This is a genomic window from Massilia sp. CF038 (genome assembly GCF_900129765.1).
In the GTDB taxonomy this organism is placed as follows: Bacteria; Pseudomonadota; Gammaproteobacteria; order Burkholderiales; family Burkholderiaceae_D; genus Telluria_A.
In genome coordinates, this window is the sequence record NZ_FQWU01000009.1 from 1 (window position 1) to 26,758 (window position 26,758).

Annotated in this window: 20 protein-coding genes, 9 tRNA genes and 1 rRNA gene; 8 read left to right on the top strand and 22 right to left on the bottom strand. The window is 61.2% G+C overall.

From position 1 onward, the window contains the following. Positions 1 to 287: 287 nt before the first annotated feature. The 3 genes from rtcA to BUC24_RS25955 form a co-directional block, all read right to left on the bottom strand. On the bottom strand, positions 288 to 1,322 hold the full coding sequence (gene rtcA / locus BUC24_RS25945; protein ID WP_073223596.1) for an RNA 3'-terminal phosphate cyclase: 1,035 nt from the start codon (positions 1,320 to 1,322) through the stop codon (positions 288 to 290). Positions 1,323 to 1,335: 13 nt separating this feature from the next. Continuing rightward, positions 1,336 to 2,571: an RtcB family protein gene (locus tag BUC24_RS25950; protein ID WP_073223598.1), complete on the bottom strand. Its 1,236-nt coding sequence runs from the start codon at positions 2,569 to 2,571 to the stop codon at positions 1,336 to 1,338. A 327-nt stretch (positions 2,572 to 2,898) separates the two neighbouring features. Further along, positions 2,899 to 4,461, bottom strand: a complete 1,563-nt coding sequence (locus BUC24_RS25955; RefSeq protein ID WP_073223599.1) for a vWA domain-containing protein — start codon at positions 4,459 to 4,461, stop codon at positions 2,899 to 2,901. A gap of 195 nt (positions 4,462 to 4,656) precedes the next feature. On the opposite strand from BUC24_RS25955, the gene rtcR reads away from it, so the two are divergent. Next, a complete protein-coding gene (gene rtcR / locus BUC24_RS25960; protein ID WP_073223601.1) occupies positions 4,657 to 6,264 on the top strand; it encodes an RNA repair transcriptional activator RtcR in 1,608 nt (535 codons plus the stop codon). 44 nt (positions 6,265 to 6,308) lie between these two features. Here the strand turns inward: rtcR and BUC24_RS25965 are convergent, their stop codons facing one another. From BUC24_RS25965 to BUC24_RS25990, 6 genes are all read right to left on the bottom strand, one after another. Next, on the bottom strand, positions 6,309 to 7,076 hold the full coding sequence (locus BUC24_RS25965) for a LytR/AlgR family response regulator transcription factor (RefSeq protein WP_073223603.1): 768 nt from the start codon (positions 7,074 to 7,076) through the stop codon (positions 6,309 to 6,311). Continuing rightward, a complete protein-coding gene (locus BUC24_RS25970) occupies positions 7,057 to 7,839 on the bottom strand; it encodes a hypothetical protein (RefSeq protein ID WP_073223605.1) in 783 nt (260 codons plus the stop codon). The genes BUC24_RS25965 and BUC24_RS25970 overlap by 20 nt, the downstream gene beginning before the upstream one ends. Beyond that, positions 7,832 to 8,917 carry a sensor histidine kinase gene (locus BUC24_RS25975; protein WP_083599172.1) on the bottom strand — a complete coding sequence of 362 codons (1,086 nt, stop codon included), beginning with the start codon at positions 8,915 to 8,917 and terminating at the stop codon, positions 7,832 to 7,834. Before BUC24_RS25975 ends, BUC24_RS25970 begins: the two co-directional genes overlap by 8 nt. 64 nt (positions 8,918 to 8,981) lie before the next feature. Next, positions 8,982 to 10,199: a serine hydrolase domain-containing protein gene (locus BUC24_RS25980; RefSeq protein ID WP_229448899.1), complete on the bottom strand. Its 1,218-nt coding sequence runs from the start codon at positions 10,197 to 10,199 to the stop codon at positions 8,982 to 8,984. 129 nt (positions 10,200 to 10,328) lie between these two features. After that, positions 10,329 to 11,750 carry a hypothetical protein gene (locus tag BUC24_RS25985; protein WP_373887987.1) on the bottom strand — a complete coding sequence of 474 codons (1,422 nt, stop codon included), beginning with the start codon at positions 11,748 to 11,750 and terminating at the stop codon, positions 10,329 to 10,331. 2 nt (positions 11,751 to 11,752) lie between these two features. Beyond that, complete coding sequence (locus BUC24_RS25990) at positions 11,753 to 13,009, bottom strand: SPFH domain-containing protein (RefSeq protein WP_073223633.1); 1,257 nt, start codon at positions 13,007 to 13,009, stop codon at positions 11,753 to 11,755. 204 nt (positions 13,010 to 13,213) lie between these two features. Between BUC24_RS25990 and BUC24_RS25995 the strand changes: the two genes are divergently transcribed. Continuing rightward, a complete protein-coding gene (locus tag BUC24_RS25995) occupies positions 13,214 to 13,912 on the top strand; it encodes a response regulator transcription factor (RefSeq protein ID WP_073223612.1) in 699 nt (232 codons plus the stop codon). A gap of 1 nt (position 13,913) precedes the next feature. Then, positions 13,914 to 15,989: a sensor histidine kinase gene (locus tag BUC24_RS26000; RefSeq protein ID WP_073223614.1), complete on the top strand. Its 2,076-nt coding sequence runs from the start codon at positions 13,914 to 13,916 to the stop codon at positions 15,987 to 15,989. 48 nt (positions 15,990 to 16,037) lie between these two features. Here BUC24_RS26000 and BUC24_RS26005 read toward each other — a convergent pair whose 3' ends face one another. After that, the gene (locus BUC24_RS26005; RefSeq protein WP_229448901.1) at positions 16,038 to 17,237 is read right to left on the bottom strand and encodes a serine hydrolase domain-containing protein; all 1,200 of its coding nucleotides are present in this window, start codon (positions 17,235 to 17,237) and stop codon (positions 16,038 to 16,040) included. Positions 17,238 to 17,464: 227 nt separating this feature from the next. On the opposite strand from BUC24_RS26005, the gene BUC24_RS26010 reads away from it, so the two are divergent. Genes BUC24_RS26010 through BUC24_RS26025 form a run of 4 tightly spaced genes read left to right on the top strand, consistent with a single transcriptional unit; the run spans position 17,465 to position 22,782 of the window. Beyond that, positions 17,465 to 18,139, top strand: a complete 675-nt coding sequence (locus BUC24_RS26010) for a 2Fe-2S iron-sulfur cluster-binding protein (protein WP_073223616.1) — start codon at positions 17,465 to 17,467, stop codon at positions 18,137 to 18,139. An 11-nt stretch (positions 18,140 to 18,150) separates the two neighbouring features. Beyond that, positions 18,151 to 19,137, top strand: a complete 987-nt coding sequence (locus tag BUC24_RS26015) for an FAD binding domain-containing protein (protein WP_073223620.1) — start codon at positions 18,151 to 18,153, stop codon at positions 19,135 to 19,137. Beyond that, on the top strand, positions 19,134 to 21,341 hold the full coding sequence (locus BUC24_RS26020; RefSeq protein ID WP_073223622.1) for a xanthine dehydrogenase family protein molybdopterin-binding subunit: 2,208 nt from the start codon (positions 19,134 to 19,136) through the stop codon (positions 21,339 to 21,341). The genes BUC24_RS26015 and BUC24_RS26020 overlap by 4 nt, the downstream gene beginning before the upstream one ends. Positions 21,342 to 21,375: 34 nt before the next feature. Beyond that, positions 21,376 to 22,782, top strand: a complete 1,407-nt coding sequence (locus BUC24_RS26025) for a DHA2 family efflux MFS transporter permease subunit (RefSeq protein WP_267873494.1) — start codon at positions 21,376 to 21,378, stop codon at positions 22,780 to 22,782. 45 nt (positions 22,783 to 22,827) lie between these two features. Here the strand turns inward: BUC24_RS26025 and BUC24_RS26030 are convergent, their stop codons facing one another. The 10 genes from BUC24_RS26030 to BUC24_RS26080 all read right to left on the bottom strand — a co-directional run bounded on the left by BUC24_RS26030 (position 22,828) and on the right by BUC24_RS26080 (position 24,736). Further along, a complete protein-coding gene (locus BUC24_RS26030; RefSeq protein WP_073223625.1) occupies positions 22,828 to 23,391 on the bottom strand; it encodes an HNH endonuclease in 564 nt (187 codons plus the stop codon). Between the two features lie 100 nt (positions 23,392 to 23,491). Next, positions 23,492 to 23,576, bottom strand: a tRNA-Leu gene (locus tag BUC24_RS26035). A 204-nt stretch (positions 23,577 to 23,780) separates the two neighbouring features. Beyond that, positions 23,781 to 23,854 (bottom strand) — tRNA-Pro (locus BUC24_RS26040). 76 nt (positions 23,855 to 23,930) lie between these two features. Beyond that, a tRNA-Arg gene (locus tag BUC24_RS26045) sits at positions 23,931 to 24,006 on the bottom strand. Positions 24,007 to 24,013: 7 nt separating this feature from the next. After that, positions 24,014 to 24,089 (bottom strand) — tRNA-Trp (locus BUC24_RS26050). 7 nt (positions 24,090 to 24,096) lie between these two features. Beyond that, positions 24,097 to 24,172 (bottom strand) — tRNA-His (locus tag BUC24_RS26055). A 9-nt stretch (positions 24,173 to 24,181) separates the two neighbouring features. Beyond that, positions 24,182 to 24,257: transfer RNA gene (locus BUC24_RS26060), tRNA-Lys, on the bottom strand. A 5-nt stretch (positions 24,258 to 24,262) separates the two neighbouring features. Then, positions 24,263 to 24,337 (bottom strand) — tRNA-Cys (locus tag BUC24_RS26065). 115 nt (positions 24,338 to 24,452) lie between these two features. Then, positions 24,453 to 24,528: transfer RNA gene (locus tag BUC24_RS26075), tRNA-Asn, on the bottom strand. 132 nt (positions 24,529 to 24,660) lie between these two features. Then, a tRNA-Gly gene (locus tag BUC24_RS26080) sits at positions 24,661 to 24,736 on the bottom strand. Between the two features lie 678 nt (positions 24,737 to 25,414). On the opposite strand from BUC24_RS26080, the gene BUC24_RS26085 reads away from it, so the two are divergent. Then, the gene (locus BUC24_RS26085; protein ID WP_083599173.1) at positions 25,415 to 25,726 is read left to right on the top strand and encodes a helix-turn-helix domain-containing protein; all 312 of its coding nucleotides are present in this window, start codon (positions 25,415 to 25,417) and stop codon (positions 25,724 to 25,726) included. Positions 25,727 to 25,747: 21 nt separating this feature from the next. Here the strand turns inward: BUC24_RS26085 and BUC24_RS26090 are convergent, their stop codons facing one another. Together BUC24_RS26090 and rrf are read right to left on the bottom strand one after the other, a co-directional pair. Next, a complete protein-coding gene (locus BUC24_RS26090; RefSeq protein ID WP_073223629.1) occupies positions 25,748 to 26,539 on the bottom strand; it encodes a hypothetical protein in 792 nt (263 codons plus the stop codon). A 102-nt stretch (positions 26,540 to 26,641) separates the two neighbouring features. Continuing rightward, positions 26,642 to 26,754: ribosomal RNA gene (rrf, locus tag BUC24_RS26095) — 5S ribosomal RNA — on the bottom strand. Positions 26,755 to 26,758 lie beyond the last annotated feature (4 nt).

A 26,758-nucleotide genomic window follows, 5' to 3' on the forward strand; every position in this document is an offset into this window, starting at 1 on the left:
ATAATTTAAGTATTCAAAGACCGAAGTCTTTGGCACCTTCATCAAACGCCCACACTTATCGACTGTTAATTGTTAAAGAACTTTATTCGGCACTGCCTTGCTGCACATCACGAAGCGTTGTGTTCGTAAGCAGCAGAGAGGTGAGATTATGCAGCGTTTCGCGTACTTCGTCAACTCTCTTTTTTACTGCGCTATCTCTTTCGAAACAGCCCGCTTTTCAGCGGGAGGCGAACTATAGCAAAGCCCCGCCGGGCTGGCAAGGGTCTTTTAAGAAGAATGGTCACGCGTCATGACACCGTCGCTACTCGAATGGTATGACGCTCACCACTGGCAAGGCTCTCCTTTTCAAAACTGAACGTCACCGGCAGGAATACGGAAATGACCTCGGCATTGGTCAGCGCATGCTGCGACACTGACTCCGCCGTAAAGCTGCCACCGCCCGCCAGCGCCATCGGCAGCATCAACTGGTCTGCCAGATGCTCGCCAACCGCAGCGCCGGAGGCAATATAACGGCGCGCTTCATTGACGGCGTGTTTCGCCACAATCTCGGAACGCACCGCTTTCTCGCCGAACGCGACCACCACCTCGGTCACATGCTCATACTCGAGCGTGATCAGCAAAGCATTGCCCGGCCCCTGCTCCGCAGGTAAGCCGCGCATCAGCAATTGTTCTTCACCCCAGCCCATACCGGTTCCGACGCATTCAAGTTCACGCTGACCAACAGCGCCTGGAATACCGGCCACGAGCGCCTCGGCATATCCGCCACGACGCTCGCCACGCTCCATCAGCGAGAGCTGCTTCAATTGCACGCAAGGCGTTACGGTGGCGACCACCACGCCACCACCAGCCGGGAAGAAGCCGGCGCGCAGCAGCGCAACATCGACATTCGCGCCCATGGCGGCGAGCAGCGGCACATAAGAGCGCTGCAAGAACTGGGCGGGTGGCGCCATGGGGTTATGCGTGCCGCCACTCACGCGCACGCTGGACGGCGCATCGGCAAACAACAACGCCGGTATCAGCGTTTGCAATACCAGCGTGCAGCTGCCGGCACTGCCAATGGCAAACTGGTAATCGCCGCCCTTGATCGCCCTGGGCGAAAACGTCAGCGAGGTCGAACCCAATTCGGCACCGGCGACCGTCGCACCGCTCACGGCCGCCGCAGCCTGCACCGCCACCAGATGCTGGCGCAGCAAACCAGGCTTGGCGCGGCCTGCCCGAATATTCACAATCCGGAACGGCTGCCCGGTAATCATTGACAAGGTCAGCGCGCTGCGCAGCACTTGTCCGCCACCCTCTCCGGTGGCGCCATCCAATTCAATCATTTTTCTTCTTCTTTCATCCTTTGACACAAACCACCTGCTTGAGGGTATGCACCACTTCAACCAGATCGCGCTGCGCGTGCATGACGGCGTCGATGTCCTTGTAAGCCATCGGGATTTCGTCAATCACGTTTTCATCTTTACGGCATTCCACGCCCTCTGTCGCCTTGATATGGTCGGCCACAGTAAAGCGACGCTTCGCTTCGGTACGGCTCATGGTGCGGCCAGCACCGTGGCTGCAGCTGTTGAAGCTGTCCTCGTTCCCCTTGCCACGCACAATAAAGCTTTTGGCGCCCATCGATCCCGGGATAATACCCAGCTCACCGGCACGCGCCGACACGGCACCCTTACGGGTGATCAGCACGTCCTTACCGAAGTGGTGCTCTTTCTGCACATAGTTGTGGTGACAGTTGACCGCTTCCAAGTGCGTCTCGAACGGCTTGGTAATTACAGTGCGCACCGCCGCGATCAGATTCTGCATCATGACTTCGCGGTTCATGCGCGCAAACTTCTGCGCCCAGCTCACCGCCTTGACGTAATCGTTGTAGTGCTCAGTGCCTTCGGCCAGGTAAGCCAGATCCTGATCCGGCAGGTTAATGAAGTGGCGGCGCATGTCCTGCTTGGCCAATTCAATAAAGTGGGTACCGATCGCATTGCCCACGCCACGCGAACCCGAATGCAGCATGAACCAGACGAAGCCAACCTCGTCCAGGCACACTTCCACGAAGTGGTTACCGCTACCCAGGGTCCCCAGGTGCTTGTAGTTGTTGGTGTTTTTCAGCTTGGGCGTTTTCAGGCAGATCGCATCGAACTCATCTTTCAGCGCCGCCCATGCCACGTCCACCGCTTCCGGTGGGGTGTTCCACGAACCTTCATCGCGGCCACGGAAACCACGGGTCTTCGGCGACATTCCGTGCGGGATCGCGCGCTCCATGGCCGAACGCAGCTTCGCCAGGCTATCAGGCAGGTCGTTGGCGGTCAGCGTGGTCTTGGCTGCCATCATGCCGCAACCAATATCCACGCCCACGGCCGCCGGAATAATGGCTCCCAGGGTCGGAATTACGCTACCGATGGTCGAACCTTTACCCAGGTGCACGTCTGGCATCACGGCCAGGTGTTTGTAAATGAATGGCATCTTGGCGGTATTGGCCAGTTGCTGCTTTGCTGATTCTTCGACCGGTACGCCCTTGGTCCACATTTTGACATGGCGGCCACCTTCGATATTCATAACGTCGTATTCTTCTTTTTTCATTTCTTTTCTCAATTAAATTGGGGTGATGACAAGGATCGGTGAAACGCCTTTAAAACCTGAGCTACTTGGCTTGCGCCAGCCTGGGATTGAACCAGGGACCTCCGGAGCTTCCTCCGGCGCTCTACCCAATGTAGTTCCACCTGCATTCATCTAAATAGTCCCGACAAGGGTTGACAAGACAATCGGCGCATCGCCGCCATTCCAAAGATGTAGTCTTGCCAGCATTCGGGGTGAAACAATTTGAGCACCGCCAGGACAAGGGTTCAGCGTGATTTTTTTTGGGATGTAATCACGCCGGCATTCCCGCCAGGCTCAAAACCTTAAAAACTATGCTGCACTTTGCAGCTGCACTGCCGATATCTCGCCAACCCAGTGATCAGCGCCCAACTGGCCGGCGCTGAACGCTGCAATGATCTTGAAAACATCATCCGAGAAGCCGCCAATATTGAGCACGTCATCGCGTTCCTGCGCCTGCGTGGTCGCATTCGGCGTGCAATCGATGCACACCAGCCGTGCATGCGGATTGCGTACCTTGAAAAAATTCCATTCGACCATTGTCGCGGTACCTTTCTGGCGCTGGTCCATCCACGACTCGTTATCCGACACATAAATCACCAGGTCCGCCTTGATACCCCGATGGTTCATCAGCGCCAGCGGCGCGCTGCAGTTGGTACCACCGCCACCGATTGCCGCCAGTTTCTGCGCATTGCTCATGACCGAATCGCGTGGATTCAAATCGCACTTCACCACCACGTTCTCAAATGGCATGACCAAAGCACCCTGATTCTTGCGCAGCATGGCTGCCGACACCAGCGCCGCCACATCAATGCAGCGCATTGCCGACGTCGCCGAGCCGCGATAACCCGACACCGGCGAATGCATGGATCCCGACACATCCGGACAGATGACAATCTTTCCGCCAATCTCAGGCACATTGACCAGCGCGATTTCAAGTGCATCCTGCAGGGCCTCACATACAACGTGGGGCACCTCGTCCGAGGCTGCCTTGTAAGCCGCCATTAACTGGTAAGGAAAGACGCCCGCTTTGGCAATCGCCTCCGGATCGCGCAGTTTGGCCGCTACCAGCTCGGTCATCCCCGGTACGTCAAATACACCATGCCGCGCAAAGGTGTTCAAATTCATGCGGACCATCTGCCAGCCGCCATTGCGGGCGATTTGTGCCCATGCCGCAGCTGACAAATCCAGCGCCGTCAACATCTGGAACGGCACTTCTGGCAATGGCAGCGACTGGTCGGCCTTGTACGCCTCGAACGCTTTTAACGCGGGCGGCAATGCATCCACCTTATATGGCTTGCCAATCAGCCAGGCAAAAAAAGCTTCACGCCATGCCTCGGCCGGCTTTGGATGCACCATCTTGACCACGTCGGCCAGCGAAGGTGCGTTACCGACCGAGGCCGACAGCAATTGCGCTTCAGTCGCATGATTGAGCCATGCCTGCACCAGCTTCTTCGGGCGGGTACCCAGCGATTTTCGGCCGGCGGCGCCGGAACGCACGATCTGAACAAAGTTACGCAGCATCTTGCCATTATTGATCACGCGCTTGAAGGTGGGCGCCAACTCGGGCGCGCCTTTTGCCGCCAGGACCGCGGCCAGCAAGGCTGGCGTATCCTTCATGTAACCACGTTCACGGCAATACACGGCGGTCTGCGCAATAAAGGTGACATCGACCTGCTCGCTCAACTCCAGCAGCTTGGCCAGCTGCGCTTCGGCGCTGGCGTAGTAAGTCGCGTTCAGGCAGCCGGTCGCGGCGTATTGCGCCAGCTGATGCTTGGCGCTCATCTGGTAGGCCGGTGCATTGCATGCATTTGCTGCATTGGCCGGCGCCAGGAAGCGGCCTTTCAGGGTTTGGAACAACTGGACGTTCGCCATTTTTCATTTCCTTGTTTTTATCTTGTTGTATCCCTCCTATTGCAAACGCCGTGCCAGCGTTGATGAGAATCAGCACTTGTTTGACAAGCCATTGATTTTAAATAATAAATTGACACTCTCTAAAAATTGTCAATCTCTGCGCCTCGACAGCGCCGTCGTGTAGAATTATCTTTTTAGATAAAAATTTATCGCAAAATGAAGAAGCGCACAGTCGTCATCGGTTTCATCGGCACACAGCTTGACCGCGGCAAAGGCAGCGACCGATGGGAGAAATGGCGCCCGACGGTGGCACTGACTCAGCATGACGATGTGGTGGTCGATCGCTTCGACCTGCTCTATAACGGCGACTTTGGCACGCTGATAAGTGAGGTGGCCAACGACATTGCGGCCGTATCACCGGAGACAACGGTCGTGCCGCATGCGCTTGAGATCAAGGACGCGTGGGACTTCGAGAACGTTTACGCTGCTTTGTTTGACTTTGCCAAGTCCTACCCGTTCGACCCCGATCGCGAGGACTATTGGATCCACATCACCACCGGCACCCATGTGGTTCAGATCTGCCTGTTCCTGATGACTGAGGCGCGCTTCTTCCCGGGCCGGCTGGTACAGACCTCGCCGCCCCGCCGGCAAGGTGTCGGCGAACCCGGCACGTATGCGCTGATTGACCTTGATTTGTCGCGCTATGACCAGATCGCGCAGCGCTTCTCTCATGAACAGGCCGAAGGTGTGGCCTTCCTCAAATCGGGTATCGCCACCCGTAATGCCCGCTTTAACGACATGATCGACGAGATCGAACACGTGGCCATCAAATCCAGAGCACCAATGCTGTTGATGGGGCCGACTGGCGCGGGAAAGTCCTTCCTGGCGCGGCGCGTGTATGAATTGAAAAAAGCGCGCCATCAGATCGATGGCAAATTCGTCGAACTCAACTGCGCCACCTTGCACGGGGACGGGGCCGCATCGACGCTGTTTGGTCATATTAAGGGCGCCTTCACGGGCGCCGCCTCAGACCGTCCGGGCCTGTTGAAAAGTGCCCACAAAGGCTTGCTGTTCCTCGACGAAATTGGCGAACTGGGCGCAGATGAGCAAGCCATGCTGCTCAAGGCAATCGAGGAAAAACGCTTCCTCCCGGTCGGCAGCGACAATGAAGTACAAAGCGACTTTCAATTGATTGCCGGTACCAACCGCGACCTGTCGGAAGATGTGGTGGCCGGCCGCTTCCGTGAGGATCTGTACGCTCGGATCAATCTGTGGACGTATGCCCTGCCTGGCCTGGCCGAACGGCCCGAAGATATCGAACCGAATCTGGCCTACCTGCTCAACCAGTTCAGCGCAGAGAACGGTCAGATGGTGCGCTTTAATAAAGAAGCGCGGGAACGTTATATGCGCTTTGCGACCTCACCTGAAGCGCTTTGGAGCGGGAACTTTCGCGACCTCTCGGCATCGGTAACACGAATGGCGACGCTGGCCGATGCGGGCGGGATCAGCGCTGTCATCGTCGACCAGGAAGTGTCTCGCTTGCAGCGGCTTTGGCGGCATCATGGAGCGGTGCCAAGCGCAGCCCCGGATTTGTCTGCAGTCTTGGGAGAGGACGGTGCTGCCGCGCTCGACCTGTTCGATGCCATCCAGCTTGGCGCGGTCATTACTGTCTGCAGGCGGTCGAAGTCGCTGTCGGACGCGGGGCGCAAGCTGTTTAACGTGTCGCGGGAGGCGAAGAGCAAGCCGAATGATGCAGACCGGCTCAAAAAGTACCTGGCACGATTTGGGTTGGACTGGGAACAGGTGGGTCAAGCACTACGCTGATGTAGCGGCTCGCGAACGCGGCCGCCAGGCTGCGCCACTGCGCTCTACATCTGTCTGAAGCGCCGCACAAACGACTCGGCCACGGGCAGCTGCTCGCGTCGGCTGCGCAGCTTGAGGCTTAGCTGCCCAGCCATGTTGGGTTCAATGCTGGCAATCTCCGCCGCATTCACAATGGTCGACCTGTGGGTCTGCCAAAACTGTTCGGGATCCAGTTCTGCCACCAGTTCCTTGATGGTCTTCTTGATCAGCACCTCCGAGTCCGCCAGCACCACTCTGGTGTACTTCTGCTCGGACTGGAAGAACAATACATCGTCGATCATGATCAGCCTGAGCGCGCTGCCAACCGACGCCGTAATCCAGCGCATGTACGATGGCGCGCCGCGCCGGGCCTGCAGCTTGTCGAGCATCGCGCTCAGGTCGGCCGGCGCGGCGTCAACCCGCTGACGCAGCCGCCTGACCGTCAGCGCCATGCGCTCGGGATGGATCGGTTTGAGGATGTAGTCAACCGCGCCGCTATCGAAGGCTTCCAGTGCATGCACGTCATACGCCGTCACAAAGACGATGTGGCAGCGGTCGCGCAGCATGCGTGCCACATCGAGCCCGTTCGGGTCCGGGATCTGGATGTCGAGGAATACAATATCCGGGGCGACCCGTGCTACCTGGCGCAAAGCGTCCACGCCATCGTGTGCATGGCCAATGATCTGCAATTCGGGCCACAAGGTGGCCAACAGTTCGTGCAACTCGTCCGCAAGCGCCGGTTCGTCTTCGACGATCAGCGCGCTCGGACCGGGCTTATCGACTGACTGCCGCATCAGACCGTCCTTCCATTTCAATGAGTTGTTCAAGGGCTGAACGTACTTGCGCATCAGCCAGCGCAGGTTCGACGGATTCGCCATGGCGCCGGTGCATGGCCAAGCGCAGATAAGCGATTAACTGGTCGAGCAGCTGCGCTGCAACATCCGGATCGTCGCGATAGCGCGCCTGGACACGTCCGAGAATGCGGGCGACCATTGCGGGGTCGATGCGTGCGCGCGCCTCGCCCAAGCGCGAACTGGCAAGCTGACGGGCCAGTACGGCACGCTTGCCAAGCAAGCCAGCCAGCGCCAGCTGGTCGGCAGAACGCTGGAGCGACCACAAATACAACCACCCCAGCAAACCACCCCACAGCAGCGTCTTCATCCAGACGTCGAATACATATTCCAGGCGCAGCCTGACCGGCAAGCCCATACCAAGGCTGATGGCATGATGCACGCACCAGGAGAGCGCCGTCGCAACGCAGCACCCCGCCAGCAACAGCAGCAAAAAGCGCCATGGCCGGCGCAGAAGATTGCGGCCGTCGTCGGTGCACAGCCGAATTGTCAGCACAACCAGCAGCCCAGCCACCATGGTCGACACCATCGTGCGCGAAAACACCGGCAGGAACCACCACAAATCGCGTCCAGGAAGGCTGATCTTTTCAATCCATTCGGGAATGTCGATCACCTGCACGGTGGCAGCACCGGCAAACGCGAAACCGATCGATCTTGGCAGATCGGCCAACAACCGCCTGCGCACAATGACGGCCAGATCACGCACGGGATTCTCCCGCGCCGACCCGGATCGACGCTATCACGCCACCGGCGCTGCGCGGTCCCACCGCCAGCTGCGCCTTCTGCCCAAAGAAACCGCGCAGGCGTGCCCGCACCGTCGCGAGCCCCAGCCCTTTGCCGGATGCTTCCCGAATGCCCACGCCGTCGTCGCTCACCTCGACTTGCAACTGCCCTTCATGCACCACGGCGCTGACATTGATGGTGCCGCGCCCGGCCTTCGGCCCGACACCATGCCGTACCGCGTTTTCAACCAGGGTGGCGATCGTCAGCGCCGGGAACAATAGCGCCCTGGCGTCGGCCGGCGCTGTGATGTGGTAGCGCAGGCGGTCGCCAAAGCGCTGCGCGATCAGGTTCAGATACAGTTCCACCAGCGCCAGCTCGTCGCCCACTTTCCAGTCCGGCTTGCGCAAGGCCGGCAGGGCGCACTCCAGGTAGTCGATCAGGCGTTCGAGTACCTGTTCGGCGCCGCTGTCGCGCAACCGGTACAGCCGCTTGACGTGGGCCAGCGTATTGAACAAGAAGTGGGGTTCGATCTGCGCCTCGAGCATGGCCAGTTCGCTGCGATCGACATCCGTTGCCATGGCATCGGTTTCCAGCAGCAGACGCGAAGCCCGTTCGGCCTGCCCGTCGGCGTGGTCGCGCAGCAGCAGCCAGCCGTAGATGACGGAGGCAATGATCCACGCGCGCACCACTAGCGAAAATTGACCACCAGGCTTCACATCGCGCCCCATCACCAGCGGGAATACATTCAGGTAGACCGCAATCGTCAGCAACAGCACAATACCGAACACCGCCAGCTGGCCGAACACCATGCGCGGCGCAAGCTGTTCGGGGTAGCGGCGCGCGAGAAAAGGGCTAAGCCACGCCACGCAGGCCCACAAATGCAACCCCACCAGGAGGTGGAAGGCGAAGGAAATTGTCTCCACCGGCGCGAAGAACTGAGGATTGTCCCAAAACAGCCAGTACGGCATCATCGAATGCGCGTGCAGCGCGCAAACGCCCAGCAGGACCCAGGCCAGGCCAGGGCTTCGCCAGCGGAACGGTCGGGAGAGAGGATCAGCCATGGCGCGATGGAGAGTATCGATGCCGGAGTATACGCGCTGTCAGGCGCACCACGGCATTCTTCTGTCATCGGTCGCAGCAATATGGCAGCGCCGGCCGGAACATCTTGGCCACATAGCGCGACACTTTCATCGGCGCCTCCCCCGCTTCGCCCAGGTTGGTCAGCACAAGCACCGAGATGCCGTCATCCGGGTAGCGAATGAAGTCGGTGGTGAAGGCGGGCATGCCGCCGGAGTGGTAGACCTTGAAATGGCCATCGACGTTACTGAGCATCCATCCCAATCCGTAGTGGATGTCTGAATCGAAGCGATTGTTCGGGTCCTTGCGTGCCTGCACCAGTGCATTGGCTGTCCACATCTGCGCATACCCCTGCGGGGACAGCAAGGTTTGCTGGCGCAGCTCGGCGTTGTACTTGACCATATCGAGCGTGGTCGACTCGATGCTGCCCTCGCCCTGCGACGCCCAGCTGCGCCAGACCTCCGAACGCACGTACGGGCGCACTGCGGTTCCTTCGCGCTGGTAGCCCATGACCGTACCAGCCGTCGGCCCGTACGGCTTGATCAAGCGCGTCTCCGTCATCTTCAGCGGTCCGAAAACGCGCTCCTGCAGGAAGTCGCCGTAGAACTTGCCGCTGACTTTACTAATCACGAAGCCAAGCATGTCGTAGCCGAGGTTACTGTAGGACCAGCTCGATCCCGGTGCAAACAGGAGCGGCATCGGCTTGATCAGCTCAAGTGTCTCGGCTTCGGTGATCAAGGAGGTGCGCGCCGACACCGCCCTGGTGCCGGCGGCGTCCAGATTTTCCTGCAGCCCGGAAGTGTGGGCCAGAAGCTGGCGCACGGTGATCGACGCCAGCGCTGGCGGCAACGGGCCAAGATAGGTTTCGGCGCGTGCTTCCAGGTTGATCTTGCCTTCTTCAACCAGCAGCATCACCCCCAGCGCCACGAAAGACTTGCTGATCGAGCCGATTTCGAAACGGTGCTCGGGTTTGGCCGGGACTGCGCTTTCCAGGTTGGCGTAACCGTAGGCCTTGGCATATACCAGCTGGCCATTTTCCATCACTGCCAGCGACAGGCCTGGAAGCCCGTGCTGCTTGACCATCTCCTGCACATAGGCGTCAACGTCAGGCCGCGCAGCCTGGGCGCTGCCGGCCGGCGCCGTGCTCACCGACAGGAGCTTGTTCACACTGGTTGCGGGCGGCGGGTCGTCGCCGCCCCCGCAGGCAGAGAGCAGTGAAAGCGTGAAAGCGGCCATCAGCAGGCGGCGGGTAGGGGTTTGCATCATGTGGCGGTCCCGGAAAATCCTCGCCAGTCGAGGAGTCGAACGCATGATATGGCGCGACCTGCCACGGTGGTGAACGATCATGACGGAGCTGCCAAAAGCGTGGATGAAGGCGCCTGATCGGGGGATAGCTCAGCGCAGGCTCACCGTCGCGCGCTGCCATCGCGGATCCTGCCAGCGATGGAACAAGGTCAGAAACTCCGGCTTGTCCGCCGATTTCTCCACTGCCAGGGTCGTCATGTCGAGCACTTCGAAGCGGCGTTTGATGCGCCCCTCAACGCGCGCCTCGCGCACCACCAGCATTTTTGGCGTGCCGGGCACCCAGCCGGCAAATTCGGCATAACCGAGGGCCGGGTCTTGCGACGAGGGTGGCAGCACGTCGATGCTCCAGCCCTTCCCGTCCTGGCGGAACAGCCACATTTCGCGCCAGGCTGCCATCGGCTGCACCGCCAGCGTCAGCGCGCTGCCTGTGGCGTTGGCCCGCGCCGACGCTGGCCACACAATCCCGTAGGTGCAGCGACTGGCCAGCGCCGGCGCATGGGCGCCCCCCTGCGCCACCAGCGACACACAGGTTTCGCCCGGCTGGCCCGATGCCGTCACAATGCGCAAGCCGGAGTTGACCGCAGGCACCGGCTGTCCCGCCCAGATCGTGCTCCCCACCCGCACAGCGGCCTCGGCATACGGGGCCTGGTCTTCGTCGGCGAGATCGATCTTGCTGACGCTGGCCAAGGCGTCGAGCGCGCGCTGGCCTGCTTCCTGCGGCGCCAGTCCTTGCCGTGCGCGGTCGAACGCCAGCGCTGCCCACACGTTGGCGCGCCGCATCTGGATCCGGTTTTGCCAGTGTGGCGCCAGGTCAGGCATGGCGACCTGGTCGAGCAGCTGGGCGCGCCAGACGTCGGTACTGCGCCGCTCGCTCGGACGCTGGGCCGGGTCCAGACATTCCTGGCGCGTCAGTCCCAGCGCAGCGCGCGCCTGCTGGGCCGGGTCGGCGGGCAGCGCCAGCACGCGGCGATAGGCGTCGCCGTCGTAGCACAGCTGGATGCGGCCATCGTTCTCGTAGCCGCGCAACACCACGCCATACTGCTGCACCACTTCCATGTGCGCGGCCAGCGCCGGATCGAGCGCCTTGCCCTGCCGGATCGACGCGCGCCGGCCCAGGCGCTCGGCCATGCCACCAAGTGCGTCAAAGGTTTCCGCGCCAATTTCCGCTGCCGGCGCCGCCTTCAGGTAAGCCGCCGTGTAGGCAATGCCCAGCGCTTCTGCGCCCGGCGTGTCCTTCAAGAAGCGCACCACTGCCAGCAACTCGCCGGCGTCCGCCGGCTTGAGCGAGATCGGGCGGGCCTGGGTTGCACGCACGTAGCCAGCCCGCTCGCGCCGGTGGTCGTACACTTGCAGGTAGTCGCCCTTGACGCCCCGAATTTCCAGGCTGTCACCCTGCCACAGAATGGCCTGCTGCTGGGCCGAGTCGCGCGGCGCCGCGCGCAGCTGCACGTTATCCTGGCCGACGATTGCCATTGAGGCGAGCGCCGCTGCCACCATTAGGGTCCCGGGCATGATTATTCTTCCTCCGCTGGCGCGGCAGCGGCTTGCTCAGCCAGCTTGCTCGGCGCCGGCTTGGCGCCACCCAGCAGGGCAGCACCGATAAAGCCGCCATCAGTCGGCGCCGGGGCGATGATCACCGACACCTTGTCCGACAATTTATCGGCCATGGTCTTTTGAATCAGCAGTGGATGGCGCGACAGCAGCACCCCTTCGCGCTCCATCTGGACGCTGGCAACTCTGCCGACCAGGTCCTGGCGATACGCTTCGGCGTCAGCCAGCTTGCGGCGCGAGTCGGCCTCGCCGGCCGCTTCGATCACGCGCGCCTGGGCGCTGCCTTCCGAGGTGCGGATGCGGGCCACCTTGTCGGCCTCGGCCTCCAGCTGGCGCTGCGCAATCTGCTTTTCCTTGAACGGCAGCACGTGCTTCATGGCTTGCTCCTGAGCGCGGGCGGCGATGATCTGCTCGTTGCCGGCCGCCTCGGCCGCTTTTTCACGCTGGACCTTGTCGGCCTCGGCTTCGAGCGCCTTTTGCTGCACCTGCTTTTCCTTCAGCTCCAGGGTGTAACGCATCTTCTGGGTCTCTAGTTCCTCGGCCAGCAAGCGTTCCATGCCTGCCTTGTACTCCGCGGGCAGGCTGATTTTGCCAATCGCCACGCCACGCAGGATGATCCCGTCAGCTGCCAGGCGCGGCTTGAGTTCGGCCTCGATCAACTGCTGAATTTCGGCGCGCTTGGACGAAAAGATCTCGCGCACCGTGTAGCGGGTAAACACCTTGTAGATGACTCCCTGTACCGCCGGTTCGACGATGGCGCCATTGATATCCGGCGGCAGGTGGGTGGAGATGGTCTGCATGCGCGCCGGGTCGAGCGCGTAGCGCACCGACAGGTCGACGCCCAGCGCCAGCCCCTCAAGCGACTGGAACGGCGCTTCACCGGTCGCCGCCGGCCGGTACAGCTGGTCGAACAGCGACAGTTCGCGCACCTGGTGCATTCCCGGCAGTACCCACAAGGCGCCTTCGCGCACCGTCGTGCTGGTCCCGGTCAACTGGTTGACCCGCACCCCCACGTGGCCGGGCGCCACCGTGTGCAGCGGCGGATGCTGGAACAGCAGATAGCCAGCTGCGCCCATCAGACCGAGGAGGAGACTGACCCGGCCCAGCGCCGCCAGGGGCGTCGCCTGGGCGCCGCCGCGCACCGCGCCCGCCAGCCGCGCCGCGCCGGCGGCCAGGGAGCTGCGTCCCGCTTGTACGATTGTCTTGATTCGCTGGGACATCTTGTTCACTGTTCGCCTCTGTTGGTCGGTTCCGGCCAGCCGATGCGGGCCCGGTACTGCATGGTGCGGCCAGGACGGCGGAAGGTTCAATGGCGCAGTCCGGTCAATCTCTTCACGGCGTGTGAAGAAACACTCACGCCGCCGGTATGACTTTTTCCCAAAAAACAGGGATACTCGCTGGTATCAAATCAAGCGGAGCAGAACATGGCACGAGTGGCCGTCATCGAAGACGACCTGCCGACCAGCAACCAGCTCAAGGCGTGGATCGAAGCGGCCAAGCCGGGCATCGCGGTCGATCAATGGTTCAACCGCGATGATGCACAAAGCGCGATTGCGCGCATCCGCTACGACCTGGTGGTGCTCGACATCGAGCTGGGCCGCGAACGGCACGCGGGTGTGGCCATCATCAACGCCATCAACAAACAGCACGCGACGCCGGTGCTGGTGGTATCGGCCATGCCCGCCACCATCTACCGCAGCATCATGAAAGCGCTGGACGCCTGGGATTACCTGCAGAAGGCCACCTTCGAGGAGTGCGACTTTACCGACACCTTCCTCGAAATCCTGCGCGCCGTCAGCGCAAGAGGCGCGGACCCGACCCGCCAAGCCACGCCGAGCGGCGCGGAACTGGAGATCGATCCGCTGCGCCAGCGCAACCCGGTCTGGCGCGGCCACAAGATCAATCTCCCGCTCACGGCTCAGCGCATCCTGGCCGCCCTGTTTGCGCGGCGCGGCGAGGTGGTCTCGTATGACGAACTGTTCGAGGTCGTCAAGAGCGGTCGCAACCGCGACAACATCCGCAAGCACGTGAGTACCATCCGCGATGCCTTGCGCGAGATTGATCCGGCGTTCGACGGCATCGAAAACGTGCCGATGCGCGGTTTTCGCTGGGTCGCGCGCTGACATGGCGTTCGGTTTTCTGCGCATCGTGCGCTACCGCCTGCGCATCCTGCTGCGCGCCGCTTTCCTGTTGCTGGCGCTGGCCACGCTGGGGCTGGCGGTATCGGTGCTGCAGCAGGAAAAGCAGCTAAGCTACAACAATTACCAGGCCGGCTTCCAGAAGACCGCGCAACAGATTGGGGCCACCTTGCGCCATCCGTCCGGTCAACTGGCGTTGCTTAACCCGCCGCGCGGCGGCCCGGCAGCGGCGCCCCTGCACCCGGTACTCTTGCCCTACGCTTCGCTCGATTTCGACGACCAGAACAAGGTGGAACAGGCAGTGGCGCTGTCGGGCTGCCTGGTCCAATATGGCACCAGCGGCAATCTGTGCGTCGGTGTTGGCAACAATGCCTGGCACGGCGGCTATGTCTACGTGGCAGGCAGCTTCGACAGCACGGCGCTGGTGGCGCACCAGCGCGGCGACGCCATCCTCGACCAATCGCATCGTGTGCTGGTCTCCCTCGCCATGCGCGGCCAGCAGTACGCCTGGATCGCACCCTTCGAACTGGCGCCGGACGAGCCGGGCACCAAAAGCGGCCCGGGATTGCGCGGGCGCCTGACCGGCTTCAAGGCTGGGCTGAGCACCTACCGCAACCTCAAGCCCGTGCGCGATTTCCGCGGCTGGATCTGGCAAAACGACGCATGCACCATCCAGAGCGCCACCTCGGACAATTGCCTGCGCAATGCGTTCTTTTCCATCCGCTTGCCAGTGGACGTGCTGCGCGACGCCTTGTTCGACAGCAAGCGTCCCGTGTGGCCACCGGCCGACCTTGCGCAAATCGCGGTCCGCGTTACAGTGCTCGCCCCCGGCACGGGTCCGCCCCTGCTCGACAGCAGTGCCGGCAGCGCAGTCAAGCCGTTTGCCCTGTCCGACCTGCGATCCGCCCTGCTCCCTGGTGAAACCCTGCGCATCAGAAAACTCGATGGCGCCACCCAGCCCACGCTGGTGGAGCTGACCGGCCCGGTACCGGAAGCGCATCCCTCATGGCAGCTGTTGACCAGTCTGATCCGCCAGCTCCCGGTCGACGCCTACGACGTGCCACTGAGCGCGACCGACATCATCGCCATCCCCAGCGGGCGCTATGAAGTCGCCTTGAACGGTGACGTGCGCAGCGTGTCCAAGAGTTTGAGCGTGGTCGCCAGCCGCCTGAGCTGGTTCGTCGGCGCCATGCTGCTGGCCTTGCTCCTGGCCTGGCTGGTGGTGGAGGTGGGCGTCATCAGCCGCGTCCGTGCACTGACCCGGCGCGCCGATTCGGTCGCCAAAACCGTCAAGGGCCAGGGCGCTGCGGACGAGTTCGACGTGTCCGATCTGCGTGGCGAAGACGAGCTGGGCGTGCTGGCAAGCTGCCTGCATGACTTACTGCGCCGCGTGCGTGAAGATGTCGAGCGAGAAACAATTCGCGCTGAGCAGGAACGCGACATGTGGCATGCGGTGGGGCATGAAATCATGTCGCCGCTGCAGGCACTGATGGCCATGCATGCCGCTGGCGATGAGCAGAGCAAACGCTATCTGGCGCGCATGCAACAGGCGATCCGCGTGCTGTATGGCAGCGCCTCGCCGAGCGAGGCCTTCCAGGCCAGCGTGATCCAGGTTGGCGAGCTCGACTTGTCCGCCTTCCTCGAGCACGTGGCCGTCAATGCCCCATTTTCCGGCATCGACAAGGTGCGCTTCGCCGGTAGCGCCGGGCAAGTGGTCGCGCGGGCCGACGCATATTGTCTTGAAGATGTCGTCACCCACGTGCTCAAGAATGCCGCCCGTTACCGGACCGAGGGCAGCGCCATCCTGCTCACGCTCGACGCCACCCAGACCGGCGCCACCATCACCATTTTCAATCGCGGCCCGCGGGTCGACGAAGAGCTGATCGGCAAAGTATTTGAGTACGGTGTGTCGGACCAGCCGGACTCGGGTGCGGCAGGCAATCGTGGCCAAGGCTTGTTTGTCGCCAAAATCTACATGGCCAAGATGGGTGGCACAATCAGCCTGAGCAACCAGCCGGATGGCGTGGCGGTGGTACTGAGCCTGCAACGGGTGCTGCACTGAAAGGGGGACAGATTCGCACGGGTTGCCTGCTGCCTGCCGGTAGCATGCTTATTCCGGCAGGCTGGGCCGATACATGCGTGCCACCCCCTGCGTCACCGTTTGCGGCATCTGGCCCTGGAAACCCTGGTTGGTCAGGACAATGACGGTAATACCCGCCTCCTGGTAATGAATGAAATTGCAAATGTAGCCAGGCATCCCACCGGAGTGAAAGCTTTTGTGCTCGCTGCCAATCAGCGCGAGGAACCAGCCCAGGCCAAAGTTCGCTGGCGCCTTGGTGGGTCCCGTGGTCAGGCCCGTGCTGATGGAAATGGAGAACATTGCATCCAGGCTGGACTGGCGCAACAAAGTGTTGCCACGCAAGGCTGCATCGTACTTCACCATATCCATCAAGCTCGCTTCGACGCCGCTGGCAGCGAGCGACCCATAGTTGCGCAGGCCCGGACTTGCGCTATCGGCCACCAGTTTGCTCCCGACCATGGCATAGCCGGTGGCATTGCCTGCGGGGCTCTCGTTCGGGGCCATGATACGGATTTCGCGCATCCCCAGCGGCGTGAACATTTTGTCCCGCAGGTAGGCACCGTAGTGTCGACCGCTGACCCGGCTCAGGATGATGCCGAGAACATCGTAGCCAACGTTGCTGTAGGACCAGCTCAGGCCCGGCGTCCGGGTCGAGGGAAAGGTCTTGTAGATGGCAAGAATTTCCTCTTCGGACAAAATGCGCTTGCCCTCCACAATGTCACGGCTGGCATCGGTGGGATATTCCGGCAGACCGGAACTGTGATTGAGCAAGTGCCGCACCGTGATGGCTTCCCAGCTTGGAATCACCGGGCCGATATAGGTGCTGACTTTGGCATCGAGGTCGAGTTTGCCCTCGTCCACCAGCAGCATGGCGCCAGCCGCGGCGAAGGTCTTGCTGATGGAACCGATTTCCATGCGGTGTTCGGGCCGCAGGGGTAGCCTGGCGTCCAGATCCGCATAGCCATAGGACTTGGCATACAGCAGCCGGCCATTCTCGAGCACTGCCAGCGACAGGCCTGGGATTTTCCCCTCCGTCATCTTGGCCTGCACATAGGCATCGACCTCGGCATTGGCCGCCTGCGTGCTCCCGGCGGGCGACATGCTTACCAAGGGCAAGGCCACTGGATCGGGAGTGGGTGTGGGCGTGCTGCCCCCACCACCACAGCCCGCAAGCAGCAGCGCTGCGCAGGCAACAAAGAAGTACAGCCGGCGTCCCGAAGCATGCATCATAAAGTTTCCCATGAAATTCCTCGCCATCGAGGAAGGCCACCATCGTATGCAAGCTTTAACGCCGTGCCGGGATGAAGGATGTGAACGACGCAAAAACGCGGATGGAACCACCGTTTTGGCGGATGACATGGTTGTTGGGAAGTGGCCACTATGTGAAGTCCGGCACAGATGGGCCAGCTTGCATGGGGATAATCGAACCTTCCACTCATGCCCGAGAGACTTCCATCATGCCGCACATGCCGCCCGACAACGATCTGGACGAACCCACCTTGCGTCTGTCCCGGCGCGGCTTCATGCAGACGGCAGCGGCCGCAGCGGCAGTGGTCAATCTGCCAGTGACCGCGACTGCCGCACCGTCCGCGCCGCCCTTGCCCGCCCCGGCAGCGCCAGCGCAAAAAGTGACGCTAGACATCAACGGCAAACAGCATCAATTGTCACTGGAACCGCGCGTGACCTTGCTTGACGCCCTGCGCGAGCACATTGGCATGACCGGCACCAAGAAAGGCTGCGACCGCGGCCAGTGCGGTGCCTGCACGGTGCTGGTCAATGGACGGCGTATCAACAGCTGTCTGACGCTGGCCATCATGCATGAAGGCGACAAGATCACCACGATCGAAGGCATCGCCAGCAATGGCCAGCTGGCCCCGATCCAGGCCGCCTTCATCGAGCATGACGCCTTCCAGTGCGGCTATTGCACACCGGGTCAGATCTGTTCGGCCGTCGCCTGCATCGACGAGATGCGTGCAGGCACGGCGAGTGCCGTCAGTCCCGACATGCGCATCCGGCCCGTGGACATGAACAGCACAGAAATTCGCGAGCGCATGAGCGGCAATCTGTGCCGCTGCGGCGCCTACCCGAACATCGTGACCGCCATCAAGGTGGTGGCCACACGTTCATCCTGACCGGAGCCGACATGCAATCCATCTACTATGACCGGGCCACCGATCCCGCCCACGCCGTGCGTCTGGCCCAGCAGCCTGGCGCCAAATTCATTGGCGGCGGCACCAATTTGCTGGACTTGATCAAGGCCGATGTGGAGCATCCGGTGCGGCTGATCGATATCACCCGGATCGGGCTGGACCAGATCACCGAACTGGCCGATGGCGGTGTGCGCATCGGCGCGCTGGCACGTAACAGCGACACCGCCAACCATCGGCTGATCCGGGAACGTTATCCGCTGCTGTCGCAAGCGCTGCTGTCAGGCGCCTCGCCGCAGCTGCGCAATATGGCGACCATTGGCGGCAACCTGATGCAGCGCACGCGCTGTCCTTACTTCACCGATACCGCCTTTGATATGTGCAACAAGCGCAAGCCCGGCTCGGGCTGCGGCGCGCGCGAAGGCTACAGCCGCGTGCATGCGATCCTGGGCGCCAGCAATGCCTGCATTGCCGTCAACCCCTCGGACATGAACGTTGCGCTGGCGGCGCTGGACGCATCGGTCGTGATCGCCACGCCGCGCGGCGACCGCGTCATCGCCGCCACCGATTTCCATCGTTTGCCAGGCAACAAGCCGGAGGTCGACACCATGCTGCTCCCGGGCGAGATGATTGTCGGGGTCGACTTGCCGGCCTCACCGTTCGCGCTGCATGCGCACTATCTGAAAATTCGCGACCGGGCCAGTTACGCCTTTGCGCTGGTCTCGGTTGCCGCGGCGCTCGACATGGAAGGCGGCATGGTGCGCAAGGCCCGCATTGCACTGGGCGGCGTGGCACACAAGCCGTGGCGCCTTGCCGCTGCCGAAACGCTGCTGCAGGGGAAAAACCTGACGGATGATCACCGCATCGCGGCAGCCAAAGCACTGACGGCAGGCGCGCGTGCATTCAAGGACAACAAATTCAAGATCGAACTGGTCCAGCGCGCCATCGTCAGAGCGCTGCGTACCGCCGAGGGGGTCGCATGAGCATCATTGGACAAGGCATCGACCGTACCGACGGTTTTCTCAAGGTCACAGGCGGCGCGCTGTATTCTGCCGAGCACCCGATTGACAAGCTGAGCCACGCGGTCATGGTGCTCAGCACCATCCCCAGCGGCACCATCAGCAGCATCGACACCGCCGCTGCCAGCGCCATGCCCGGCGTGCTGGCGGTGTTGACGCCGCAAAATGCGCCAAGGCTGCCAAAGCAGGAAAAGCCGCCACCGGGGGCGCCGGCAGGGGCCAAGCTCTCGCTGCTGCAAGACAATGTGGTGCACTACAACGGCCAGCCCATCGCCGTGGTGGTCGCCGAGTCCCTGGAGCAGGCACGCGACGCCGCGCGTCATCTCGCGGTGCGCTATGCGGCCACCCCCGCCGTACTGGACTTCCGCAAGGCCAAACAGAATTTGCGCAAGCCCCCCAGCCAGCCTGAAAAGCCCACCGATTCCAGTCGCGGCAATCTGGCGGGCGGAATGTCGCGCGCCGCGCAGCGGATGGATGCGGTCTACACCACGCCGGTCGAAAATCACAATCCCATGGAGCCGCATGCCACCATCGCTGTGTGGGAAGGCGACCAGCTGACGCTGCATGATTCGACCCAGTATGTCGGGGGTGCACGCAAAGCGGCTGCCAAAACGTTTGGTATTGCGCCAGACAAGGTGCGCGTGCATTGTCCGTTTGTGGGCGGCGGCTTCGGCAGCAAAGGCACGCCATGGTCGCACGTGATGCTCGCTGCCATGGCATCGAAGGTGGTAGCGCGGCCGGTGAAACTGGTGGTGGAGCGCCAGCAAATGTTCGGCCCGGTGGGCGCGCGGCCGATGACCGAGCAACATCTGCGGCTCGGCGCCGCCAGGGACGGCAAACTGACTGCCGTGCAGCACGACTCGATTTCCCACACCGCCTTCCTGGACGACTTCCTTGAGCCTTGCGCGCTGGTATCGCGCTCACTCTACAACGCTGAAAGCGCACGCACCACGCACCGCTATGCCAGCATGCATCTGGGCGTGCCCACCTATATGCGCGCGCCGGGCGAGGCGAGCGGCAGTTTTGCGCTGGAATCCGCGCTGGACGAGCTGGCTTACAAGCTCAAGATGGACCCGGTTCAATTGCGCCTGCAAAATTACGCCGAAACGGATCCCGAGAAAAATCTGCCTTATTCCAGTAAATCGCTGCGCGAATGCTACCGGGTCGCGGCGGAACGATTTGGCTGGGCACGCCGGACCGCCGAACCGCGTTCCATGCGCGAGGGAAAAACACTGGTGGGCTGGGGCATGGCCACAGCGACCTATCCAACCAATCGCCAGAAATCCAAAGCATCTGCCGCCCTGCATGCCGATGGCAGTGTGGTGGTGCGCAGCGGCACGCATGACCTTGGGACGGGCACCTACACCGTGATGACGCAGATTGCTGCGGACGCACTGGGGGTGCCGGTAACGAAAGTGCGCTTTGAACTGGGCGACACCGCGATGCCGGAGGCGCCCGTCTCCGGCGGCTCGATGACTGTGGCCAGCGTGGGGCCGGCCGTGCACGCCGCTGCCACCGCGTTGCGCGAGAAACTGGCCGCCATGGCCGCGGCCGATCAGCGCTCGCCCTTGAAGGGCAGCGCTGCTGCCGACCTTGTCGCCGAGAACGGCTGGCTCAGTGTGCGCGGTGCACCGGAGCGGCGCGAAGCGATGGCTGCTCTGGTCGCGCGCAATGGCGGCAAGCCGGTCGAGGCCGACAGCGAATCGGCGCCTGGCGACGAGAAAAAGCAGTACTCGATGCACGCCTTTGGCGCCGTCTTTGTCGAAGTGCATGTCGATCCAGAACTGGGCACCATCCGCGTGCCGCGCGTCGTCGGCGCTTATGGTGTGGGCAAGCTGATCAACAAGAAGACCGGCCACAGCCAGTTGCTGGGCGGTGTGGTGTGGGGCCTGGGCATGGGCTTGATGGAAAAGACCGAAATTGACGGGCGCACCGGCCGTGCGCTCAATGCCAACCTGGCCGACTACCATGTGCCGGTGAATGCCGACATTGGCGAGATCGACGTCAGCGTGGTGGAAGAGAACGATCCACACGTCAATCCACTGGGCGCGAAAGGGATAGGCGAAATCGGTATCGTGGGTGTGGCTGCAGCCTTGGCCAACGCGGTGTACCATGCCACTGGTAAGCGCATTCGCGATCTTCCGATCACCGTCGATAAATTAGTGTGAGGTCAGCCTGGCCGATTCTGCCGTCAAGACGTATTTGCCGTGGGTGGTCGCCGCCGCGCTGTTCATGGAACAGCTCGACGCCACCATCGTCAACACGGCCATTCCCAGTATTGCGGCCAGCCTGCAAGTCACGCCGCTCAGCCTGAAGTCCATTGTTTCCAGTTATATCCTGAGCCTGGCGGTGGGCATTCCCGTCAGCGGCTGGATGGCGGACCGTTTTGGCACCAAGCGCGTGTTCGCGGTGGCGATCGTGGTCTTTACGCTGGCCTCGGTCATGTGCGGACTGGCCGTGAATACGCCCATGATGATTGCGGCGCGCCTGCTGCAGGGCCTGGGCGGCGCCATGATGATGCCGGTCGGGCGCCTGACCATCATCCGCACTTTCCCCAAGGCGGAGCTGCTGGGCGCGATGAACTTCGTTATCATCCCGGCACTGATCGGGCCTTTGCTGGGACCGACGCTGGGCGGCCTGATCGTGCACTGGACCAGCTGGCGCGTCATCTTCTTTATCAACGTGCCGGTAGGCATGGTGGCCTTGTGGCTGGTGATGCGCTACATGCCCGACTACCACGCGGCGACGCGGCGCCCGCTCGATGTGGTCGGCATGGCCCTGTTCAGTTCCGGCACGGCCATCATGTCCTGGCTGCTCGAGATTTTTGGCGAGCACACTTTGTCGCCTGCAATGATGGCGCTGGGTTTTGTACTTGCCGCCAGTTTGCTGGTCGGCTACGCCCTGCACGAACGTGGTACCGAGTTCCCCCTGCTGCGCCTGGCACTGTTCCGGGTGCGCACCTTCCGCATTTCCGTGCTGGGCGGCTTCGTCACGCGGCTTGGCATTGGCGGCCTGCCTTTCCTTTTGCCACTGCTGTACCAGGTCGGCATCGGCTTGCCCGCATGGCAATCGGGCCTGTTGATGATGCCTGCCGCACTGGCAGCCATGGGCATGAAGTTTGTGTCGCAGCGCTTGCTGCGCCGCTTTGGTTACCGGCAAATCCTGACCGTCAACACGGTCTTCATCGGCATCACCATTGCCCTGTATGCGCTGGTGGACGCGGCCACCCCATTCTGGTGCATCGTCATGATTTCGGCCATGCAGGGCTTTTTCAATTCAATGCAGTTTTCGAGCATGAACTCGCTTGCCTACGCTGACATCAACGATGCCGACTCCAGCATGGCGAGTACGATGTCGAGTTCGTTCCAGCAATTGTCGATGAGTTTTGGCTTGGCCGGCGGCTCGATCGTGGCGGCCTGGTATCTAGGGAAAGTACCGCAGACCAACCACGTCATGGTGACCTCGGCCCTGCATCATGCGTTCCTGGCGCTGGCCATTGTCACGGCGCTGTCGTCGCTGACTTTCTGGCGCTTGCGGCGCGAAGATGGCGAGAGCATCAGCCGGGGGATTTCAAAACAACAAACGGCGCCCGTGGTCGGGCAGGCGTGATCGCTTGATCCGTCTGTCCGGCCAGGGCGCCGTTACTTGCTTGTCTCAGGAACGCAGCCGTGAATGCTGCGGCAGTTTCAGTGACAGATACGCCATCTGGTCTGCCAGGATGTTCCTGCCTTGCAGGATGAAGTGCTCATTGCGGCACGGGGTGTAGGGCACGTAGAGCAGCGGGCGGAACTGTTCGACCAGCTTGTCGCCCTTTTCGCCATTGCACTTCTTGCAGGCAGTAACGCAGTTGGCAAAGGTATTCGGCCCGCCGCGTGAACTGGCCAGCACGTGGTCGCGCGACAAATCCTTGGGCGCAAAGACCCCGCCGCAGTAGGCGCACATGTGGCGATCGCGCTTGAAGAGCATGTGATTCTGGTCCCCGAGCGGCAATTCCTGACGTACGCTGCCCAGCATGGCGCGGCCGGCAATCGCGATCACCGGCTTGACGGTCAGCAGCGATTGTTCGCCATTGCGGTCGTGTCCACCGCGCAGGGTCAAGGTCTCATCGCCCAGATCCCAAGCCACTTTGCGGTTGGCGTAATAAATTGCTGCATCGTTAGGGGAAATCCATTTTGCTGGCCGTCCAGCGACGTCCAGGACCAGAATTTGAGTCATCATCACATCACCTTCGTCTTCGATTCATCACATTGTTTGGTTGCGCCGGACGGCAAGCCGCGCCCGGTGTCGGCATAGGGAAAATATCTGGAATGGTTTGTTGTGGTGCGCCCGCCGAGAGTTGAACTCGGAAGCCTTGCGGCACCTGGTTCTAAGCCAGGCGTGTCTGCCAATTCCACCACGGGCGCAAAAAGAGTCCCGGTTGCTTTCCGGGGACATGCACACAAACTTTCGGCGTACATGACAGCTTGTGCGCGCCTTATTTCAGGCGCCGCGCCTTCGCAAGCCGCGCGCAGCCTATCGGTGGCTACTGCCGGCTTGCGGCTTTGCGTGAAAGCACATCTTGAGCCATCCGCAACGCGTCGAGATGCGCTGCATCGGCGTAAAACTGATCGGAGGTGCAAGAATCGAACTTGCGGCCTGGGCGTACCAAACGCCCTGCTCTTCCTGGCTGAGCTAACCTCCGAAATTGGCGCAGCACACATCCATCCGCCGGCTGCCGTGAGGAGCGTCCGGCAAGCGAAAGAGTGTGCTGCATTGAATGGACCCGCCTGCAGGGATCGAACCTGCGACCTCGACGTTCGTAGCGTCGCGCTCTTCCATCTGAGCTAAGGCGAGTGTGATATGGCATCCCAGGAGGGAATCGAACCCCCAACCGTCGGTGTTGGAAACCGCAACTCTGCCAATTGAGCTACCGGGACAAAAACATGGGGTGACGTACCGGATTCGAACCGGTGACCACCGGAATCACAATCCGGGGCTCTACCAACTGAGCTAACGCCACCATTGAAACTGGTTCCCCGAACTGGACTCGAACCAGTGCGCTTTCGCTTAAAAGGCGAATGCTCTTCCAACTGAGCTACCGGAGAAAAACTGGAGTGAGTGACAGGATTTGAACCTGCATAAAACGGATTTGCAATCCGCTGCCTGACCATTCAGCCACGCTCACATTGCGCAACCGTGAAGGCCGCGGGGGAAACTGGCAGTGGATGCAGGGTTCGAACCTGCGACACCTTGAGTCAAAGTCAAGTGCTCTACCAGCTGAGCTAATCCACAATTGAAACTGGCTCCCCGGACTGGCATCGAACCAGTGCGCTTTCGCTTAACAGGCGAGTGCTCTACCAACTGAGCTACCGGGGAAGAAAATGAAGGAGGGGGCGAATACAGCAGCGAGCTGCGCGCCACCCGATAAACCCATTACGCCAACCGCCTTGGGCAAAACCTCTCCCTGGCCAGGCCATGCACTTTTCATTGGAAAAGCGACTCGCGTAATGGAGCGGAATGAGGGCCTCGAACCCTCGACCTCGACCTTGGAAGGGTCGCGCTCTGCCAATTGAGCTAATTCCGCACAGATCCAGCCAGCGCAATGGAAAACATCGTGAGGGACGCTTTTCATTACCGGCTGAATTCAATAAAACCATTCCAGATTGTTAAAGAACTGTGCGCCAGTGGGTCCGGGCTATCCGGCTGGCGGCCCCACTCAAGGGGACTTTTCTACCAGGCTCTGTCATCCAGCGTTGTGTGGCATGACGTGAGCTTTGCTGCGAAAACGCGGGCACAAAAACAAAAAGCCCGGGTGCTCTGATAAAGAGCATCCGGGCTTTCGCCTATGACCGGTAAGGTCAGTCGCTAAGGTGTGATCCTGTGCGACAAGGGCATAAACCCTCGGATGCTATGAGTCCAATCGGAATGGCGCAGATTACATTCACACGCGAGCTGCGTGCGCTTGCCCGGATAGACCGAGTGCCCGCGTTTGCCGAAGGGACGCTGCGTGCCGGCCAGCCAGCCACGCAACGCCAGGGCCGGCGCTGTGCGCTGGCTCTGTTGTTGTTGCATGTTCGACTTGGTATTCACGATAGCTTCCTTGGGTGTTGTTTGGTGATGCGATGGAGTGATTCTGACATGCGTTTTGAGCAAGCGCAAGCAAAATATTCTATCTGATGAAATATTTTTTGATTTAATGCGTGTTTTTTGCGTCTACTGCGGGAAATGCTACAATGATGGGGTCGTGTGAGGACGACCTTCAATGAAACCAAATACAGAATTCCCTATAGTCAGTGGACGCCGCCAGGTCGTCCTGCACGTCAGAACGCTAATGGCCAGCCGCGGCATCCGCTCTTCCGCGGCGCTGCAGCGCATGCTGATCAGCGATGGCGTGCAGATCTCCAACGCGCAGCTGCTGCGCATCATCGACAACAAGAGCTTGAAAGTGAACATGGACGTCATCAACGGCCTGCTCAATGTCTTTCAATGCTCCGTGCACGATCTGGTGGGCGAAGAACCGGCTGCCGATCTACAACCAGCGGCCAACGACCCCGACGCTCCGCCACCGGAGTGACTTGCTGGTTGCCTGAGGCGGTCAGCAAGCAGCGCTCAATGCGGCCCCCAGTGCCGCCAGAGCTCCCCCAAGCAGCGCCAAGGTCAGCCGCGCACGACAGAAGACAATGTCCGCCAAGAACAGCAAGGCGATCGACAGGTAGGCCAGATAGTAAAAACCCACGTAGACACCAAACAAGACTGTATGCATCCAGTTCTGGTTAAGTAAATAGGCGGCCGCGGTAAGGACAGTGGCGCCACCCATCACAACAGCTGGCGCCAGGAGCTGCAATGCGGGACGCTTCCATCGCCACGCTGTCATTGAAAGAAGCAGGAGAACTGCGCCGTTCGCTGCGCTGACGATGTGTACTTCCCTCAGCAGCGAGTGTGCGACTTCCAGGTACTTGGATTCGATCAGCGCGGTGATGCGCGCGTTGTCTTTAATGAGCGCGCCAATCCGACTGCTTTGCGCATCATGCTCGGTGTGCAATGCGCGCTGGCGACACGGGCATTCAGGGTGGGCCATGGCCTCCATGATGAGGACAATACGCGACGGCAGTTGGCTTGTTAGCGCAGCCCTGGCCTCTTCAATTTCTTTGTTGTTGTGCGCAAGAATGCGCTCCGCAGATTTGATGAGTTTTGAATTTGCGGATGCATGTATCACTTCGCCAACGCGATTTTCGACTTCCAGTGCGATGGCTTCACGCGCCCATGTTTCGACCATCACCGGACGGGCAAAAGAGAATAGCAGCACAGCGAAAAATGCGATGCCTGCGCCCAGGCTGAGGAACAAGATCGATCGACGAATCAGTTCGTTATTGTCAGTGACTGGCATGGAGAATCAGAAGTGGGCACGAGTTAATGATACTGCACCAGCGGTAGGGACGAAAAAAAACCCCAGAAGCATTTCTGCTCTGGGGTTTTTCTCTTATAACTAGCCTGACGATAACCTACTTTCGCACTGGTTGCAGCACTATCATCGGCGTAAGCTCGTTTCACGGTCCTGTTCGGGATGGGAAGGGGTGGTACCGAGTTACTATGGTCATCAGGCATA